This is a genomic window from Blastococcus sp. CT_GayMR20, from assembly GCF_004570345.1.
The window spans coordinates 1-15239 of the sequence record NZ_SPQM01000118.1; the positions used below are offsets into that span (position 1 = coordinate 1).

At 74.7% G+C, this 15239-nt stretch carries 16 protein-coding genes and 1 tRNA gene; 11 read left to right on the forward strand and 6 right to left on the reverse strand.

All coding sequences use genetic code 11. From position 1 onward, the window contains the following. Both E4P40_RS20960 and E4P40_RS20965 read right to left on the reverse strand, forming a co-directional pair. A partial coding sequence (locus E4P40_RS20960; RefSeq protein ID WP_135160410.1) for an AAA family ATPase occupies nucleotides 1–851 on the reverse strand: 851 nt, incomplete at its 3' end. A 62-nt stretch (nucleotides 852–913) separates the two neighbouring features. Continuing rightward, nucleotides 914–1525, reverse strand: coding sequence for a copper chaperone PCu(A)C (locus E4P40_RS20965; protein WP_135160411.1), 612 nt, complete (start codon nucleotides 1523–1525; stop codon nucleotides 914–916). 204 nt (nucleotides 1526–1729) lie between these two features. Here E4P40_RS20965 and E4P40_RS20970 point away from each other — a divergent pair, with 204 nt between their 5' ends. Then, on the forward strand, nucleotides 1730–2335 hold the full coding sequence (locus E4P40_RS20970; protein WP_135160412.1) for a sigma-70 family RNA polymerase sigma factor: 606 nt from the start codon (nucleotides 1730–1732) through the stop codon (nucleotides 2333–2335). Continuing rightward, nucleotides 2332–3318, forward strand: a complete 987-nt coding sequence (locus E4P40_RS20975) for a hypothetical protein (RefSeq protein ID WP_135160413.1) — start codon at nucleotides 2332–2334, stop codon at nucleotides 3316–3318. Before E4P40_RS20970 ends, E4P40_RS20975 begins: the two co-directional genes overlap by 4 nt. Nucleotides 3319–3356: 38 nt before the next feature. Here the strand turns inward: E4P40_RS20975 and E4P40_RS20980 are convergent, their stop codons facing one another. Beyond that, nucleotides 3357–4214 (reverse strand): UbiA family prenyltransferase, encoded by an 858-nt coding sequence (locus E4P40_RS20980; protein ID WP_245160476.1) that lies wholly within the window; start codon nucleotides 4212–4214, stop codon nucleotides 3357–3359. 121 nt (nucleotides 4215–4335) lie between these two features. Here E4P40_RS20980 and E4P40_RS20985 point away from each other — a divergent pair, with 121 nt between their 5' ends. Genes E4P40_RS20985 through rlmB form a run of 5 tightly spaced genes read left to right on the forward strand, consistent with a single transcriptional unit; the run spans nucleotide 4336 to nucleotide 8399 of the window. Further along, entirely contained in the window at nucleotides 4336–4818 is a 483-nt protein-coding gene (locus E4P40_RS20985; protein WP_040337433.1) for a CarD family transcriptional regulator, read from the forward strand. 47 nt (nucleotides 4819–4865) lie between these two features. Next, on the forward strand, nucleotides 4866–5528 hold the full coding sequence (gene ispD / locus E4P40_RS20990) for a 2-C-methyl-D-erythritol 4-phosphate cytidylyltransferase (protein ID WP_135160414.1): 663 nt from the start codon (nucleotides 4866–4868) through the stop codon (nucleotides 5526–5528). After that, complete coding sequence (ispF, locus tag E4P40_RS20995) at nucleotides 5525–6031, forward strand: 2-C-methyl-D-erythritol 2,4-cyclodiphosphate synthase (RefSeq protein WP_135160415.1); 507 nt, start codon at nucleotides 5525–5527, stop codon at nucleotides 6029–6031. The genes ispD and ispF overlap by 4 nt, the downstream gene beginning before the upstream one ends. Beyond that, nucleotides 6028–7428, forward strand: coding sequence for a cysteine--tRNA ligase (cysS, locus tag E4P40_RS21000; protein WP_135160416.1), 1401 nt, complete (start codon nucleotides 6028–6030; stop codon nucleotides 7426–7428). The genes ispF and cysS overlap by 4 nt, the downstream gene beginning before the upstream one ends. After that, the gene (gene rlmB, locus E4P40_RS21005) at nucleotides 7428–8399 is read left to right on the forward strand and encodes a 23S rRNA (guanosine(2251)-2'-O)-methyltransferase RlmB (protein ID WP_135160420.1); all 972 of its coding nucleotides are present in this window, start codon (nucleotides 7428–7430) and stop codon (nucleotides 8397–8399) included. The genes cysS and rlmB overlap by 1 nt, the downstream gene beginning before the upstream one ends. 122 nt (nucleotides 8400–8521) lie before the next feature. On the opposite strand, the gene E4P40_RS21010 is transcribed toward rlmB, so the two are convergent. The 3 genes from E4P40_RS21010 to E4P40_RS29075 form a co-directional block, all read right to left on the reverse strand. Beyond that, nucleotides 8522–9796 (reverse strand): DUF445 domain-containing protein, encoded by a 1275-nt coding sequence (locus tag E4P40_RS21010; protein ID WP_135160417.1) that lies wholly within the window; start codon nucleotides 9794–9796, stop codon nucleotides 8522–8524. Nucleotides 9797–9842: 46 nt separating this feature from the next. Further along, nucleotides 9843–11231, reverse strand: coding sequence for a trypsin-like peptidase domain-containing protein (locus E4P40_RS21015; RefSeq protein ID WP_135160418.1), 1389 nt, complete (start codon nucleotides 11229–11231; stop codon nucleotides 9843–9845). A 134-nt stretch (nucleotides 11232–11365) separates the two neighbouring features. After that, nucleotides 11366–12292: a universal stress protein gene (locus E4P40_RS29075; RefSeq protein WP_245160478.1), complete on the reverse strand. Its 927-nt coding sequence runs from the start codon at nucleotides 12290–12292 to the stop codon at nucleotides 11366–11368. A 144-nt stretch (nucleotides 12293–12436) separates the two neighbouring features. On the opposite strand from E4P40_RS29075, the gene E4P40_RS29080 reads away from it, so the two are divergent. The 4 genes from E4P40_RS29080 to E4P40_RS21035 form a co-directional block, all read left to right on the forward strand. Beyond that, complete coding sequence (locus tag E4P40_RS29080; protein ID WP_167762325.1) at nucleotides 12437–13165, forward strand: hypothetical protein; 729 nt, start codon at nucleotides 12437–12439, stop codon at nucleotides 13163–13165. Nucleotides 13166–13170: 5 nt separating this feature from the next. Continuing rightward, a complete protein-coding gene (locus E4P40_RS28270) occupies nucleotides 13171–13536 on the forward strand; it encodes a histidine phosphatase family protein (RefSeq protein WP_209305444.1) in 366 nt (121 codons plus the stop codon). Nucleotides 13537–13590: 54 nt separating this feature from the next. After that, a tRNA-Thr gene (locus tag E4P40_RS21030) sits at nucleotides 13591–13663 on the forward strand. A gap of 69 nt (nucleotides 13664–13732) precedes the next feature. After that, nucleotides 13733–15239 (forward strand): AAA family ATPase (locus E4P40_RS21035; RefSeq protein WP_167762326.1); only part of this gene is annotated, 1507 nt, incomplete at its 3' end.

A 15239-nucleotide genomic window follows, 5' to 3' on the forward strand; every position in this document is an offset into this window, starting at 1 on the left:
TCGAGATCGGTGACGCCGGGGTCGTCGGGGTGTCCGACCCGTCGGCGTTGTTCGTCTCCCGGCGGTCGGCCCCGGTGCCGGGCAGCTGCGTCACGGTCACCCTCGAGGGCAGCCGCCCGCTGCTCGCCGTCGAAGGAGATGACCACGTCGACGAGGTGCTCGAGCGTGCGGGGACCGGCGATCGCCCCGTCCTTGGTCACGTGCCCGACCAGGATCGTCGTCATCCCCCGGCTCTTGGAGACGGCGGTGAGGGCGCTCGCCACTGCCCGGACCTGGGTCGCGCCGCCGTCGGTGCCGTCGCCCGGGGAGCGGACGGTCTGCACGCTGTCGAGGATCAGCAGCGTGGGGTTGACCTGCTCGATGTGGCTCAGGACGGCGGACAGCTCGGTCTCCGCCGCGAGGTACAGCCGCTCGTGCAGGGCGCCGATCCGCTCGGCACGCAGCCGCACCTGGCCCGCCGACTCCTCGCCGGAGACGACGAGGGCCGGGCCGTTGCGCTCGGCGACCCGGTGGGCGACCTCGAGGAGCAGCGTCGACTTGCCCACCCCGGGCTCGCCGGCGACCAGCAGCACCGCCCCGGGGACCAGCCCGCCCCCGAGCACGCGGTCGAACTCCTCGATCCCGGTGGGGACCGCCCGCGCGCCGGCGAGCTCCACTTCGGCGATGGGCCGGGCGGGGGAGCTGACCGGACCGGCGGACACCGCGCGCAGCGCCGCCGCGGGAGCCCCGAACTCCTGGATCGTGCCCCACGCCTGGCACTCGGGACAGCGGCCCACCCACTTGGCCGAGGCATAACCGCACTCGGTGCAGCGGTGGGCGGGTCGTGCGGTCTTCACACCGGGGGCAGCCACACGGTCGACGCTAACTGCCGGTACCGACAGTTCCGGTGAACCGCCGCGGAACGGCCGTTCCGCTACTCGCTGTCGGCGGACTCGTTCTCGCGCGCCGTCTCGCCGCTCGTCTCGCCCTCTTCCTCGTGGTGGAAGTCGAAGGCCTCGCCGCGCTCCTCGGCCTCCTCGGGGTTCGCGACGGTGACCTGGACGTCGATCTCGCCGGCGTTCTCGAAGGTGAGGGTGAGGTCGAGGTACTGGCCGGTGGTCAGCGACTCCTCGAGATCGGTGAGGGTGATGGTGGCGTCGTCCTCGCCGACGAACACGGTGGTGTCGGCCGGGATCTCGATCTCGTCGCCCGAACCGCGGCCGGTCGACGCGCCGGACGCCCCGCTGGTGCGGATCTCGGCATCGCCGAAGCCCTCGCCCTCGATCCCGACGAGGGTGTCGTCCTCCTGGCTGCTGTTCACGATCGCCATCCGCAGCTCGGCGTCGTCGCCGTCCTCGTAGATGCCCGACCGAGGGTTCTCGAGCACGACCTGGCGCAGGGTGAGGTCGCCGACCTGGGCCATGCCGCCGGTCTTGTCGCGCTCCTGGGTGGCGGTCTGTGTCACCTGCCCCGCACTGCACGCGGTCAGCGCGACGGGAGAGAGAAGCAGCACGCCCATCGTGGCGGCGCGCAGCGCGCGGTTCACAGCCGTCGACCTCCAGCAGAACGGGCCGGTCACCGCGGGATCGGTGACGCGGGTCGAGCGGAGCCTAACGGGCCGCCCCGGGACTCCGCCCGGAGGGAACGCCCGCACACCGGCAAGTCCCTCCCCGGGGTGTCCGTCGTCGTGTTGCCGGCCGGAGCTGCCGATGAGGAAGGGAGACACCGGGGCGACGGGAGGAGGAGTGCGATGCGGACGGGGCTGCCGTTCGACGACGTCCTCTCCGCGGCCCAGGCGGGCGCCGCCTGGGCGTTCGAGGTCCTCTACCGCGACCTCTCGCCGTCCGTGACCGGCTACCTCCGGCTGCACGGGGCCGCCGAGCCCGACGACCTGGCCAGCGAGACGTTCATCGGCGTCCTCACCGGCCTCGCCGGGTTCCGGGGCGACGAGGACGCGCTGCGCGCATGGGTGTTCACGATCGCCCACCGCCGGCTGGTCGACGACTGGCGCCGGCGCAGCCGCCGTCCCCAGGTCGCCGACGATGCCGGCGACCTCGCCGAGCACGTCGGCGGCGACGTCGAGGACGACGTCCTGCTCCGGTCCGGGGCGCAGGCCGTCCACGAGCTCTGCGGAACGCTGCCCACGGACCAGTGCTCCGTGCTGCTGCTGCGGATCCTGGCCGACCTCACCGTGGAACAGGTCGCGCAGGTGCTCGGCCGGTCGGTCGCCTCGGTGAAGGCCCTGCAGCGCCGAGGGCTGCGCACGCTGCGGGACCGGATCGAACAGCCCGCGGGAAAAACTTCGCGCCGGAGCGCACCCCTCCGGGCCCGTCCGGCGATGACGGGGGTGAGATGACCACGCCAGCCGACGACACCGCCGTCGAGGACGCCTTCGAGGCGTTCCTCGCCGGCCGGCCCGTCCCGTCGGAGGCGGCCGAACTGGCCGTGTTCGCCGAGGCGGTCCGGGCGACGGCAACCCAGCCGGGACGGCCCAACGCCGCCCTCGCCGAGCTGCTGGCCACGGGTCTCCTCACCGACCAGTCGAGCCCGTCCGCCCGGACGGCCAGATCGGCCGGGGCCCCGCGCGGGACCCGGACCCGGAACCGGAGACGCTTCGCCATGATCTTCCCCGCCCTGCTCGCCAAGCTCCTGTCCGCCGGTGCCGTCGCCCAGGCGGCGACCGGGGCCGGCATCGTCGTCGTGGTCGCCACGGGCGCCGGTGCCACCGGGATCCTCGGGAGCGAGGTCCAGGACACGATCACCGGCGTCGTCGGCGTCACTGACGGGGACCCCGCACCGGAGGGCACCACCCCCGTCGTCGACGAGCCGATCGCCGCCGACAGCGAGAACCCGGGCGTCATGCCGACCCCGGCGGACGTCACGACGGTCCCGCTGGGGCCGGTCGACGAGCTCGAGGTCGCCGCGCAGGCGTGGGTCGACGAGGGCCCGGCCGGCTACTCCTCGTTCAGCGCGTGGGTCACCGCGGGTGCGCACGACAGGTACCTCAAGGACATGCTGAAGGCCGAGGGACGCAACTTCGGGTCCGTGGTCAGCGGCTGGGCGAGGAAGAAGGGCGTCACCGAGCAGGAACTGGCCGCTCAGGGCATCGACCTCGACGAACTGACCGCCGGCGAGACGGAGTCCACCAGCACTCCCGAGCCGACGGTCCAGCCCGACCCGGAGGACACCGTGGAGGTCGCCGGGAGCGACGAGCGGGGCGACGAGCGGGGCGACGACCGCGAGGGCCGGGGCAACGGCAACGGCAACGGCAAGGGCCACGGCGGCAACGGCAACGGCAACGGCAACGGCAACGGCGGCAAGGGCAACGGCCGCAACTGAGCGGCCCCGGCGGCCGGCGGGTGCCGGCCACCGGATCCTCAGGCGAGCGCTGCCCCGCCGGCCACCAGCAGCACCACGTCCAGGACCGTCAGCAGCAGGATCGCCGGGAAGGCAGCCCGGCGGAACCGCGCCGAGCCGGCTGCCGCGGCCACCAGGACCGCCGGGACGGCGAGGGCCAGCACGAGCCATCCCGCGGCCGTCGGCGGCCCCTCGGGGCCGGTGACCAGCAGGACCGACGCGCCACCGAGGAGCAGCGCACCCAGGACCGCGGACACCCGCGCCCCCAGGCGGTGCGGCAGGCCGCGGACACCGGTCGCCAGGTCGTCCTCGAGATCGGGTGCGACGTTCGCGAAGTGGGCGGCGGCCCCCAGCGCACCGCCGGCCGCGACCAGCCACCACGGTGCCACCGGTGTCCCGGGTGCGGTGGCGACGACGCCGGCCGGCAGGGCGCCGAATCCGGTCACGTAGGGCAGCACGGACGCCGCGGTGCGCTTGAGGCCCGCGTTGTAGGCCCAGCCGCTGCCCACCAGGACCAGGAGCAGCAGGCCGGCCACGATCCCGAGCAGGAGCGACAGGACGACGGCCAGGACGACGGCGACGAGGGCGGCGGAGCGCAGCGTGCCCGGGGCGACGGCACCCTGGACGACGGGCTTGTCCGCCCGGGCGACGGCCCGGTCGCGGTCGGCGTCGAGCCAGTCGTTGCTCCATCCGATGGACGCCTGACCTGCGAGGACGGCGGCACAGAGGAGGGCCGACCGGCCCGGCGGGACGTCCACGGCCACCGCCAGGAGGGTCGCCACGACGGTGACGGCGACCGTCGGCCCGAGGTGGGTCGCCAGTGCCAGCGCGCGGACGGTCGCCAGCCCGCCGGAGGGTCCGCGAGGCACATCGGTCACGCTCTGTCAACCCCCTCGGCGTGCGTTCCCATGCCTCTGACCTGCAGATTTACGGCTCGGTGCAGATCCGTTCGTCAGTCTGCCGTGGTAACCTAGGGACAGCGAAAGGGGCTACATCCACATGGGCTTCACTGTCGGCGAGACCGTCGTTTATCCGCACCACGGTGCGGCGCTCATCGAGGCGATCGAGCAGCGGACCATCAAGGGCGTCGAGCGCGCGTATCTCGTACTGAAGGTCGCCCAGGGCGACCTCACGGTGCGCGTCCCGGCTGACAACGCAGAGATCGTCGGCGTGCGCGACGTCGTCGGCCAGGAGGGCCTGGACAAGGTCTTCGAGGTCCTGCGCGCGCCGCACACGGAGGAGCCGACCAACTGGTCGCGTCGCTACAAGGCCAACCTCGAGAAGCTGGCCTCCGGCGACGTGAACAAGGTGGCCGAGGTCGTCCGTGACCTCTGGCGCCGGGACAAGGACCGCGGCCTGTCCGCCGGCGAGAAGCGCATGCTCTCCAAGGCCCGGCAGATCCTGGTCAGCGAGCTCGCGCTCGCCGAGGGCACCAACGAGGACAAGGCCGAGATCCTCCTCGACGAGGTCCTCGCCTCCTGAGCGCTGCGCGCGCCCAGCTCCACCACAGAGACACCCGGACCACTCCCGTGCACGCTGCCGGCATCGTCGCAGCGGCCGGGAGTGGCCTGCGTCTGGGGGCCGACCAGCCGAAGGCGCTCGTTCCCCTCGCCGGCCGGCCGCTCGTCCGCTGGGCGGTCGACGCCCTGCGGGCCGGGGGTGTCACGGACGTCGTCGTCGCCGTTCCGGCCGTCGAGCGGGCGGCCTTCGCCGCGGTGCTCCCGGACGACGTCGTCCTCGTCGACGGGGGTGCCTCCCGCACCGCCTCCGTGCGCGCCGCGCTCGCGGCCGTGAGCGGGACGGTGGACGCCGTCCTCGTGCACGACGCCGCCCGTCCGCTCACCCCGCCCGACGTCATCGCCCGGGTGCTGGCGGCGCTCGCCGCAGGTGCACCTGCCGTCGTGCCGGTGCTGCCGGTGGTCGACACCACCGTCGTCGTGGACGACGGCGGGGTGATCACCGGGGCCCTGCCACGGGAACCCCTGCGTCGCGTGCAGACCCCGCAGGGCTTCGATCGGGCCACGCTCGTCGAGGCCTACCGCCGGCTGCCCGCCGGTGCCGAGCTGACCGACGACGCCGCGGTCGTGCACACCATCGGGGTCGAGGTCGCCACCGTGCCCGGGGACGACCGGGCCGCGAAGGTCACTGTCGCGCACGACCTCGCCCTCGCCGAGCTCCAGGTCGGCTCGTGAACCTGCCCAGGGTCGGCATCGGCACGGACGTGCACCCGATCCAGCCGGGGCGGGCCTGCCGGCTGGCGGGCCTGGAGTGGCCGGGGGTCGACGGCTGCGCCGGGCACTCCGACGGCGACATCGTGGCCCACGCCATCACCGACGCCGTCCTCTCCGCGGCCGGTCTCGGCGACATCGGCGGTCTGCTCGGCACCGACGATCCCCGCTGGTCGGGGGCGCACGGCACCGCCGTCCTCGAGCACGTCCGCCAGGTCCTGGACGACGCCGGCTGGCGGGTCGGCAACGTCGCGGTGCAGCTGATCGCCACGACGCCGAAGCTGGGGCCCCGCCGGACCGAGGCCGAGGCGGCGCTGTCCGCGGCACTCGGCGCGCCGGTCAGCGTCACCGCGACGACGACCGACGGGCTCGGGCTCACCGGCCGCGGCGAGGGCCGGGCGGCGGTGGCCACCGCGCTGGTGGTGCGGAATCCGGGCGGCGAATCGCCCGTAGACTCCCCGCAGTGAGCCTCCGCCTCTACGACACGGCCGCCCGCGCCGTCCGCGACTTCACGCCCCTGCGTGCCGGTCGGGCGTCGGTCTACGTCTGCGGGCTCACCGTCCAGGGCCCCCCGCACGTCGGGCACGTCCGCGCGGCGCTGGCGTTCGACGTGCTGAGGCGGTGGCTCACCGCCGGCGGCCTCGAGGTCACCTACGTCCGCAACGTCACCGACATCGACGACAAGATCCTGGCCAAGGCCGAGGCGAACGGCGTCCCGTGGTGGGCCTGGGCCTACACCAACGAGCTCGCCTGCACCCGCGCCTACGACGTCCTCGGGGTCCTCGCGCCCACGTACGAGCCGCGGGCCACCGGTCACGTCCCGGACATGGTCGCCCTGATGGAGCGGCTGATCGGACGCGGGCACGCCTACGCCGTCGACGGCGACGTGTACTTCGACGTCCGCTCCTTCCCGGAGTACGGGGCGCTCACCGGGCAGCGGCTCGACGACCTGCAGCCGGCCGCCGACACCGAGACCGACGAGCGCAAGCGGGACCCCCGGGACTTCGCCCTGTGGAAGGCGACCAAGGAGGGCGAGCCGGAGACCGCGTCCTGGGCGACGCCCTGGGGCCGCGGGCGTCCCGGCTGGCACCTGGAGTGCTCGGCCATGGCCGAGCGCTACCTCGGTCCCGAGTTCGACATCCACGGCGGCGGCCTCGACCTGCGCTTCCCGCACCACGAGAACGAGCAGGCGCAGTCCCGCGCGGCCGGTGACGGCTTCGCGCAGTACTGGCTGCACAACGGCTGGGTCACGCTCGGCGGCGAGAAGATGAGCAAGTCGCTGGGCAACACCGCGCTGGTCGACGAGGTCGTGCGGCGCGTGCGACCCGTCGAGCTGCGCTACTACCTGATCGCCCCGCACTACCGGTCGACGATCGAGTTCACCGACGCCGCGCTGGCCGAGGCCGGCACGGCGTACCGGCGGATCGAGTCGTTCGTGCACCGGGCGGCCGAGCGCGTGGGCGCCGACACGAGCGCCGCGGTGCTGTGCGCGGAGTTCACCGCCGCCCTCGACGACGACCTGGGCACCCCCGCCGCGATCGCCGTGATCCACGAGACCGTGCGCCAGGGCAACACCGCTCTCGCCGAGGGCGACGATGCCGCGACGGCCGGCGCGCTCGGATCGGTGCGGGCGATGCTCGACGTCCTCGGTCTGGACCCGCTCGACCCGCACTGGGCGGCCGGCGGCGACCAGCGGCTGGGCCAGGTGACCGACGGGCTCGTCGCGCTCGCCCTGGAACAGCGCCAGGCCGCCCGCGCCCGCAAGGACTTCGCCGCTGCCGACGCGATCCGCGACCAGCTCACCGCCCTCGGCGTCACCGTCGAGGACACCCCGCAGGGACCCCGATGGGAGCTGAGCCGCTGATGGCCGGCAACAGCCAACGACGAGGCCGCACCACCGGTGCCGGCAAGAAGACCGCGACGGCCGGGACCGGCGGCAAGAACCGGCGGTCCCTCGCCGGCCGGGGTGCCACCCCGCCGGCCGAGGCCCGTCCCGGGCACCCGGCGCAGCGCCGCGCCGCCGCAGAGCAGCGACAACGGGCGGACCGCGCCCGGGCCAGGGCGCGCGCCGAGGAGACCCCGGAGCTCCTGCTCGGCCGCAACCCGGTCGTCGAGGCGCTGCGGGCGAAGATCCCCGCCAACGCCCTGTACGTCGTCACCGGCGACAACCTGCGGACCTCCGACGAGCGCATCGCCGAGGCCATGGCCCTGGCCGCCGACCGCGGGCTGCCGCTGCTCGAGGTCGGCAAGGCCGAGTTCGACCGCATGTCGCAGGGCGCGCTGCACCAGGGCATCGGGCTGCAGGTCCCGCCGTACGACTACGCGCACCCCGAGGACCTGCTGGACCTGGCCCGCAACTCCGGCCGGCCGCCGCTCGTCGTGGCGATGGACGGCGTGACCGATCCGCGCAACCTCGGCGCCGTCGTGCGCTCGGCCGCCGCCTTCGACGCGCACGGTGTCGTCGTCCCGCAGCGTCGCGCCGTCGGGATGACCGCCTCGGCCTGGCGGACCAGTGCCGGCGCCGCGGCTCGCATCCCCGTGGCGCGCGCGGTCAACCTCGCCCGTGCGCTGGGCTCCTACCAGGACGCCGGTCTGCAGACCGTGGGCCTGGCCGGCGACGGCGACGTCGACCTGGACAGGTACGACGGCTTCGCCGACCCGGTGGCGCTGGTGGTCGGCGCCGAGGGCACGGGGCTGTCCCGGCTGGTGCGCGAGCGGTGCGACGTCGTCGTCCGCATCCCCATCGACCGGGACACGGAGTCGCTGAACGTCAGCGTCGCCGCCGGCATCGCCCTCTACCAAGCTGCGCTCCTCCGTCGCGCACCGCGGCCATGAGCCGTCCTGGCCTGCGCTGAGCCGTTTCGCGGCTCTCGTCGGGGACCCTCCGGGCCCACTCCTCGACCGCCCTCGCAGGGCGGCTTCCTGTCGTTCCTCGGGGACCCCGAGGGCCCCGCTCGTCACGACAGCAGCTGCGCCACGGTGTAGATCACCAGGCCCGCCAGACCGCCGACGACGGTGCCGTTGACGCGGATCCACTGCAGGTCCCGGCCCACCTGCAGCTCGATGCGGCGGCTGGTCTCGTCGGTGTCCCACCGCGCGACGGTGCTGCTGACCAGGTCGGCGAGGTCGCCGGAGAACCGCTCCACCAGGTAGCCGGCGATCGAGTGGGTGTGCCGCTGCACCAGCTCGCGCAGCGTCGGGTCGCTCTGCAGCGAGTGGGCCAACTGGGTGATCATGCCGGCGACGCGGGTGCGCAGCTCCGACTCCGGATCGGCGGCGGCGGTGAGCACCGCGTTCTTCGCGTTGGTCCACAGGGAGCCCGACCAGGTGCGGACGGCGGGGTGCTCCAGCAGCTCCTTCTTGAGGTCCTCGACGCGGGCCGCGGTGTCGGGGTCGGTGCGCAGGGCGTGCACGTACACGCGCAGCCGGGCGTCGTAGGAGCGCCGCAGTTCGTGCCGCGGATCGGCGCCGACCTCCTCGAGGAACCCCTGCAGGCCGGCGAAGACCCGGTCGAACACGCGGTCGTCGACCCAGTCGGGCACCCAGGCGGGGGAGGCGTCGCCCAGCTGCGCCCGGAACACGAGCCGGTTCTCCTGGAGGAAGCGCGCGAGCAGCCGCAGGGCCGCCGACAGCACCTCCTGGTGCCGGTCGCCCTCGACCACCAGCTCGAGGACGCGGGCCAGGACCGGCGCCGCCGGCGTCTGGTGCAGCTTGCGGTCGACGATGGCGGCGACGGCCGGCTCGAGGTCCTCGTCGCGCAGCAGCTGCGTCAGCGCGGTGACCACCGCCGACGCGTCGCCGGCCAGCCGCTCGGCGCGGCCGGGGGCGGTGAGGAACCCACCCAGGCGGCTGGGTACGTCGATGGTGGTGAGCTTCTCCTCGACCACGGCCCGGGTGAGGAAGTTCTCCTGCACGAACGTGCCCAGGCTGGCGCCGATCTGGTCCTTCTTGCGCGGGATGATCGCCGTGTGCGGGATCGGCAGCCGCAGCGGGTGCCGGAACAGGGCGGTCACGGCGAACCAGTCGGCCAGCGCGCCGACCATCGAGGCCTCGGCGGTGGCGCGGACGTACCCCACCCAGCTGCCCGCTTCCTCACCCAGGAGCACGCACGCCAGGAAGACGACGGCGGCGACCAGGAACAGCCCGGTCGCCAACCGCTTCATGCGGGTGAGGTCGCGCGCCCGCTCGGGGTCGTCGAGCGAACCCACGGCGATCGGGCGGGGAGCCGGCACGTTCCCGAGCCTAAGGACCCCGCCCGACCGCCGTGCCCCGCGGGCCTCAGCTCGTCGAGCCGAGGGTCACCTCGGCGGTGCGCGTGTCGGCGCCCCGCCGGACGGTGAGGCCGACCTCGTCGCCCGGTGCGTTGCTCCGCACCGCTGCGGTGAGTTCCGTCGAGGTCGTCACCGGGCGGTCGTCCACCGCGGTGATGACGTCACCCGCCTGGATCCCTGCGTCGGCGGCAGCGCTGCCGGGCTCCACCGTGACCACCTCCGCGCCCGTTCCCACGTCGGGGTTCCGGTCGTCGGCCGCGGTCCGTGCGCTCACCCCCAGGAACGCCCTCGTGGCCGAGCCGTCCTGGATGATCTCCTCGGCGATGCGCTGGGCGTGGTTGCCGGGGATCGCGAATCCCACTCCGATGTTGCCGCTCTGCGACTGGCCCCCGGGCACCCCGGAAGCCACCGTGGCGATCGCGGTGTTGATCCCGATGACCTCGCCGGCACCGTTGACGAGGGCGCCACCGGAGTTGCCGGGGTTGATCGCCGCGTCGGTCTGGAGAGCGTCGATCGCCGTCGCGTCGTCCGCCGTGGAGCCCAGCGCGACGGCGCGGTTGGTGGCGCTGATGATCCCGTCGGTGACGGTGTTCGACAGCCCCAGCGGGGCGCCGATGGCGACGGCGACGTCACCGACCTGGACCTCCGAGGAGTCCGCGAAGGTCGCGGGCGTCAGCCCCTCGGCGCCGTCCAGCCGGACGACGGCCAGGTCGGAGGCGGGGTCCGTGCCGACGAGCGAGGCGTCGTAGAGCGTCCCGTCCGACGTGCGCACCTGCACGGCCCCCCCGTCGCCGGCCTCGGCGACGACGTGGTTGTTGGTCAGGACGTAGCCGTCGTCGGTCAGGACGACACCCGAGCCGCTGCCCGAACTGTTGCTGCTGGCGACGTAGATGGTCACCACGCTCGGTGCGGCCTTCGCGGCCGCCGCGGTGGCGGTGGTCGCCGACTCCGGGTTCTGGATGACGACGCTCTGCGCCGCGGCGCTGCTGCCGCCCACGGTCGCCGGGTCGTCGAGCAGGGTGACCACCCCCGCCCCGGCGCCTCCGCCGACGAGCGCGCCGACGACGAGGCCGGCGACACCGAGACGCAGCCGCCCGGCGCGCCGAGGCGCGGGAGCGACGGCCGCCGGGGCGACCTCCTGCGCAAGGCCCGGGTGGCCGCCGTACCCGGGGTAGGTCGGAGCGGCCGGTGCCTGCGGGGGCGCCCAGGCGTACTGCTGGCCCGTCGGGCGGGCGTACGGGTCGGTGCCTGGCGGGCTCGGGGAGGAGGACGCCTCCGGGCGGGCCGTGGTGGCGCCGGTGGCCGGCTCCGCGGAGCCGTGCTCGGGCGGGTTCCCGCCGGGGTTCGTGTCGGAGGGGCCGCGCTCGGCACCCGGCCCGTATCCGTGTTCGCTCACTGCTCTCGTCCTCCCAGCGCTCGGCCGTCCGGCCCGGCGATGCACCTACTGTGCGTCGCCGCGCTGTCCTGCTGCTGGAGGCGGCCTGTGATTTTCCTGGACGCGGGGGAGGAGGATGGACGCGAGCGGCTCGTTCAGCCGAGCGCGACGATCTCCTCGCGCGGGTCCAGCTCCGACCGGTGCGCCCGGGGGATCAGCGCCATCGGCGACGTGCAGTGCCGGAGCAGCCAGCGGTGCGGGCCGTCCATCGACCGGTGCAGCAGATTGCCGTGGCCGGCGCTGATGACCAGCAGCGGGGAGGGGCACGTCTCCCCCAGCAGCTGCTCGGCCCGCGCCGATGGCAGATCGCTGCGCTGCACGTCGAGGCCTGGATGGCGCCGTCCCCACTCGTCGGGGTCGTCCACCCAGCTGTCGGGGGCGGCGTGCCGGGTGGCACGGGTCTGCAGGACCGACAGGGGGACGCGGAGCCGCTCGGCCTCGGTGGCCGCGAAGTCGGCCACGGCCTCGTCGTCGGCGCGGTCGCCGACACCGAGGACCGCGACGACGGGCCGACCGGCGGGCTCGGTGCGGCGGCGCGGCACCACGACCACCGGCCGCGGCGACCGTGCCGCGACCTTCATCGCCACGGTGGCGAGCACCATCTCGTCTGCTGCGCCGGTCGCCGAGCTGCCGAGGACGACGAGCTGGCTGTCCCCGGCGGCGCGCACCAGTGAGGTCGTCGGGTCGTCGGGGACCACCTCGGTGACCGCGGGGACGTCGGACGCGGTGTGCCGGGCGACGGTGTACGCCTGCGCGGTGATCCGTCGCGCGCGGTGCATCTCCGCCGACGGTCCGCCGGTCGTCCCCTTGCGGCCGAGGTAGGTCGCCGCGTGCAGGATCCGCAGCGGTGCATCACGCCGGGCCGCCTCCTGGGCGGCCCAGCGCACCGCGTTCAGGCCGACTTCCGACCCGTCGACCCCGACGACGACCTCCCGGACCGGCGGGCCGGCCGATCCCGTCCGCGGTTCCTCGCGGACGTCCACGGAGTGGTCGGTCACGGCCTGGGGGGTCGAGGCGGTCACGGATACCTCCGGCGGGCAGATGGGTCGTGCCGCCGTCCAGCCTCCTCGCCCGGAGTGGCGGAGGGAAGACCCGCCGACACCGTGTGCAAGCGAGTGCCCACGGGGGTAGGGGAGGGGCCCTTCCCGCGATCCAGGAGGCCGCACGTGCCCGTCCGCCGTCCGCTCGCCCGTGTCCTCCTGTGGTCCGGAGCGCTCGGCGCAGGCGCCCTCGGGGTTCTCGGCGGGCTGTCGCTGCGTGGACCCGGACTGGTGGCCGTGGGTCTCGCCGCGACGCTGGCGGCGTGCACGGCCGCGGGGATCGCTCGGGAGTCCAGCCGCCGGGACCGGCGGACGACGGTCGAGGCCGCCGTCCACGCGTCGGCCTGGACCGTCGGAGCGCTCCTCGTCCTGTCCGGGATCGCGGCACTCGCCGGCGGTGGCGTCGCCGCCCTCGTCGTCGGGGCCGTGCTGGCCGGCTGGCTGGTCCGGTCGGCCCTGCGTGCCCGGCCCGGCACCGCCGCGACGCCGTCGGTGTCCCCGTCGCCCGGCGGGGCAGGAGTGCTGTTCCTGCCCGTTCCCCCGCCGGAGATCCCCGGGTTCTCCGCGAGACCCCGCTCCGCGGGAACGCCGCTGCCGGTCTGGACGCTGGCGACCCCGGCACTGGGCCAGGACTGGCTGGACACCACGGCGGCCCTGGCCGGCCCGCTGAGCCCGGCGGAGCGCGAGTCCCTCGTCCATCGTCGCGAGCAGGTCCTGGACGAACTGGAGCGCCGGGACCCCGAGGGCTTCGCGCACTGGCTGGCCGTGGGCCCCGATCGTGGCGGCGACCCGGCCGACTACGTCCGCGGCGGACCGGTCCACGACGGCCCGGCCGCGGACACCGACGCCGCCTGAGCGCGGTGGCCGCAAGGCTCTACCTCGTCCGTCACGCCGAAGCCGTCGGTCAGGAGGACATCGACCCCGGGCTGTCGGATCGAGGGCGGGCGCAGGCTCAGGCCCTGGGCGGCCGTCTGGCATCGGTCCGGCCGGCCGGCATCCTGCCCGGTCCGCGTCGACGAGCGGCCGAGACCGCGCGTATCGGGAGCGGTTCCGGGACCGGCTGGACGGCGTCCCGCTCGACGAGCGCGACCAGGAGGGCCAGCACTCATCCGACGTGGCGCTGGCTCCGGCTCGCCTCGGCGAATGCGAGCCTGACGATCCTCCGCTGGGACGGCGGCGAGCCCGGTGCGCTCGTCAGCTTCGACGACACGGGCCATCTCGCCTGATCGTGGCCGCCGGCGGTGTCCCTATCCTTGGGTCCGGGATCGTTCTCGTGTCCCGCCGACGTGGCGCAATTGGTAGCGCACCCGACTTGTAATCGGGCGGTTAGGGGTTCAAGTCCCCTCGTCGGCTCTCCGATCGACCGGCCTCCGGGGCGAAAGGACCTGGACGCCGTCCCGCGGCGCGCGGCAGGATGTCCCGGTGATCGGGGTGGCGGGGGTCCCCTACATCGGGCGGGCTGACCACCGTGCCGCCGTCGCGGCCGCCTTCGCCGAGCCCGGGCACGTCATCCTGATCTGCGGTGAGGCCGGCGTCGGCAAGTCCTCCCTCGTCGCCGCTGCCCGGGCCGGCGCGGCGACCGAGGTCGTCGAGGGCTCCTGTCTCCAGCTGGCCGGCCAGCCACTGCCCCTGGCCGCGCTCGAGCAGATCTTCTACGCCCGGGGAGGCTGGCCCGACTCGGCCGACGGCGCCGAGCAGCAGTCGGCCGAGCAGCGCCTCAAGGCGATCCGTCAGTGGGCCGACGCCCTGGCCCCCGCCGGTTCGCCGACGACGCTCACCCTCGTCGTCGACGACCTGCACTGGGCCGACGAGACCACCTGCGACTTCCTCGTCTACCTGGCCTCGACCGCGGCCCGCCGCCGCATCAGCCTGGTCATCACCATGCGCAACGACGAGGCGCCCCGCGTGGGCCGGGTCCAGCAGGCGTGCGGCGACCTCGCCCGGCTGCCGGGCGCCACCAACGTCGAACTGGAGCGGCTGACCCGGCAGGAGTGCGGCGAGCTCGTCGCCGTCCTCACCGGTGCGACGGACGTGGACGCCGACGCCTGGTACGAGCGCTCGCAGGGCAACCCGTACCTGCTCGGCGAGCTCGTCAAGGACCCCGGCGCACGCCGGGTGAAGGACGTCCTGCTGTCCCGCGTCCAGGCCCTGGGCGCCGACGCCGCGGAGCTGGTCCGCCTCGCCGCCGTCTTCGGCCTGTGGGTGCCCGACGACCAGCTGCACTCCGCGTCGGTGCTGCCCGACGACCGCTACGCCGCCGCCGTCCGGGAGGCCGTCGACGTGGGGGTCTTCGTCGTCGAGGGCGTCGACTACACGTTCCGCCACGCCCTGATGTGCGAGGCGGTCCTCTCCCAGCTGCTGCCCATGGAGCGCCGCAAGCTGCACGAGCGGGCCGCCCGCGCGATGGCCGAGGACCCGGGGGACGACCTCTCCACGGCGGTGGCGGTCAGCGTGCACTGGGAGGCGGCCGGCCGGCCCGCCGAGGCGGCGGCCTGGGGCCTGCGGGCCGCCCGCAAGGCCCGACGGCTCAACGCCTACGCCGAGTCCTGGGGCCACTACCGGCGGGTGCTCGACGTCGCCCGGCGCGGTGCGGACGGGGGCCCGGAGCTCGACCTCGTGCTGGAGGCCGCCGGTGTCGCGCGGCTGGGCGGTGACCCGACCACCGCCGCAGGGCTGCTGGAGGAGGCGCTGCGCCGCGATCCCGTCCGGGGTGCGGAGCGGGCCACCGCCCTGGAGCGGCTGGGCTGCTACCTCTGGGAGGCCGGGCAGACGGAGCGCAGCCGGGCCGCCTACGCCGAGGCCGCCGACGCGCTCGCTGCCGGCAGAGGACGACCGGGAGACGCGGAATGGCGGACAACTACATCGCGGAACTGCACTTCGGTGCACCGAAGATCGACGAGGAGGCCTTCGTCGCCCCGACCGCGGTGGT

Excerpts from the sequence above, each read along its gene's own strand:
- rlmB (WP_135160420.1), top strand. The coding sequence starts at position 7,428 with ATGGCCGGCAACAGCCAACGACGAGGCCGCACCACCGGTGCCGGCAAG.
- E4P40_RS20985 (WP_040337433.1), top strand. The coding sequence starts at position 4,336 with ATGGGCTTCACTGTCGGCGAGACCGTCGTTTATCCGCACCACGGTGCG.
- E4P40_RS20975 (WP_135160413.1), top strand. The coding sequence starts at position 2,332 with ATGACCACGCCAGCCGACGACACCGCCGTCGAGGACGCCTTCGAGGCG.
- E4P40_RS20970 (WP_135160412.1), top strand. The coding sequence starts at position 1,730 with ATGCGGACGGGGCTGCCGTTCGACGACGTCCTCTCCGCGGCCCAGGCG.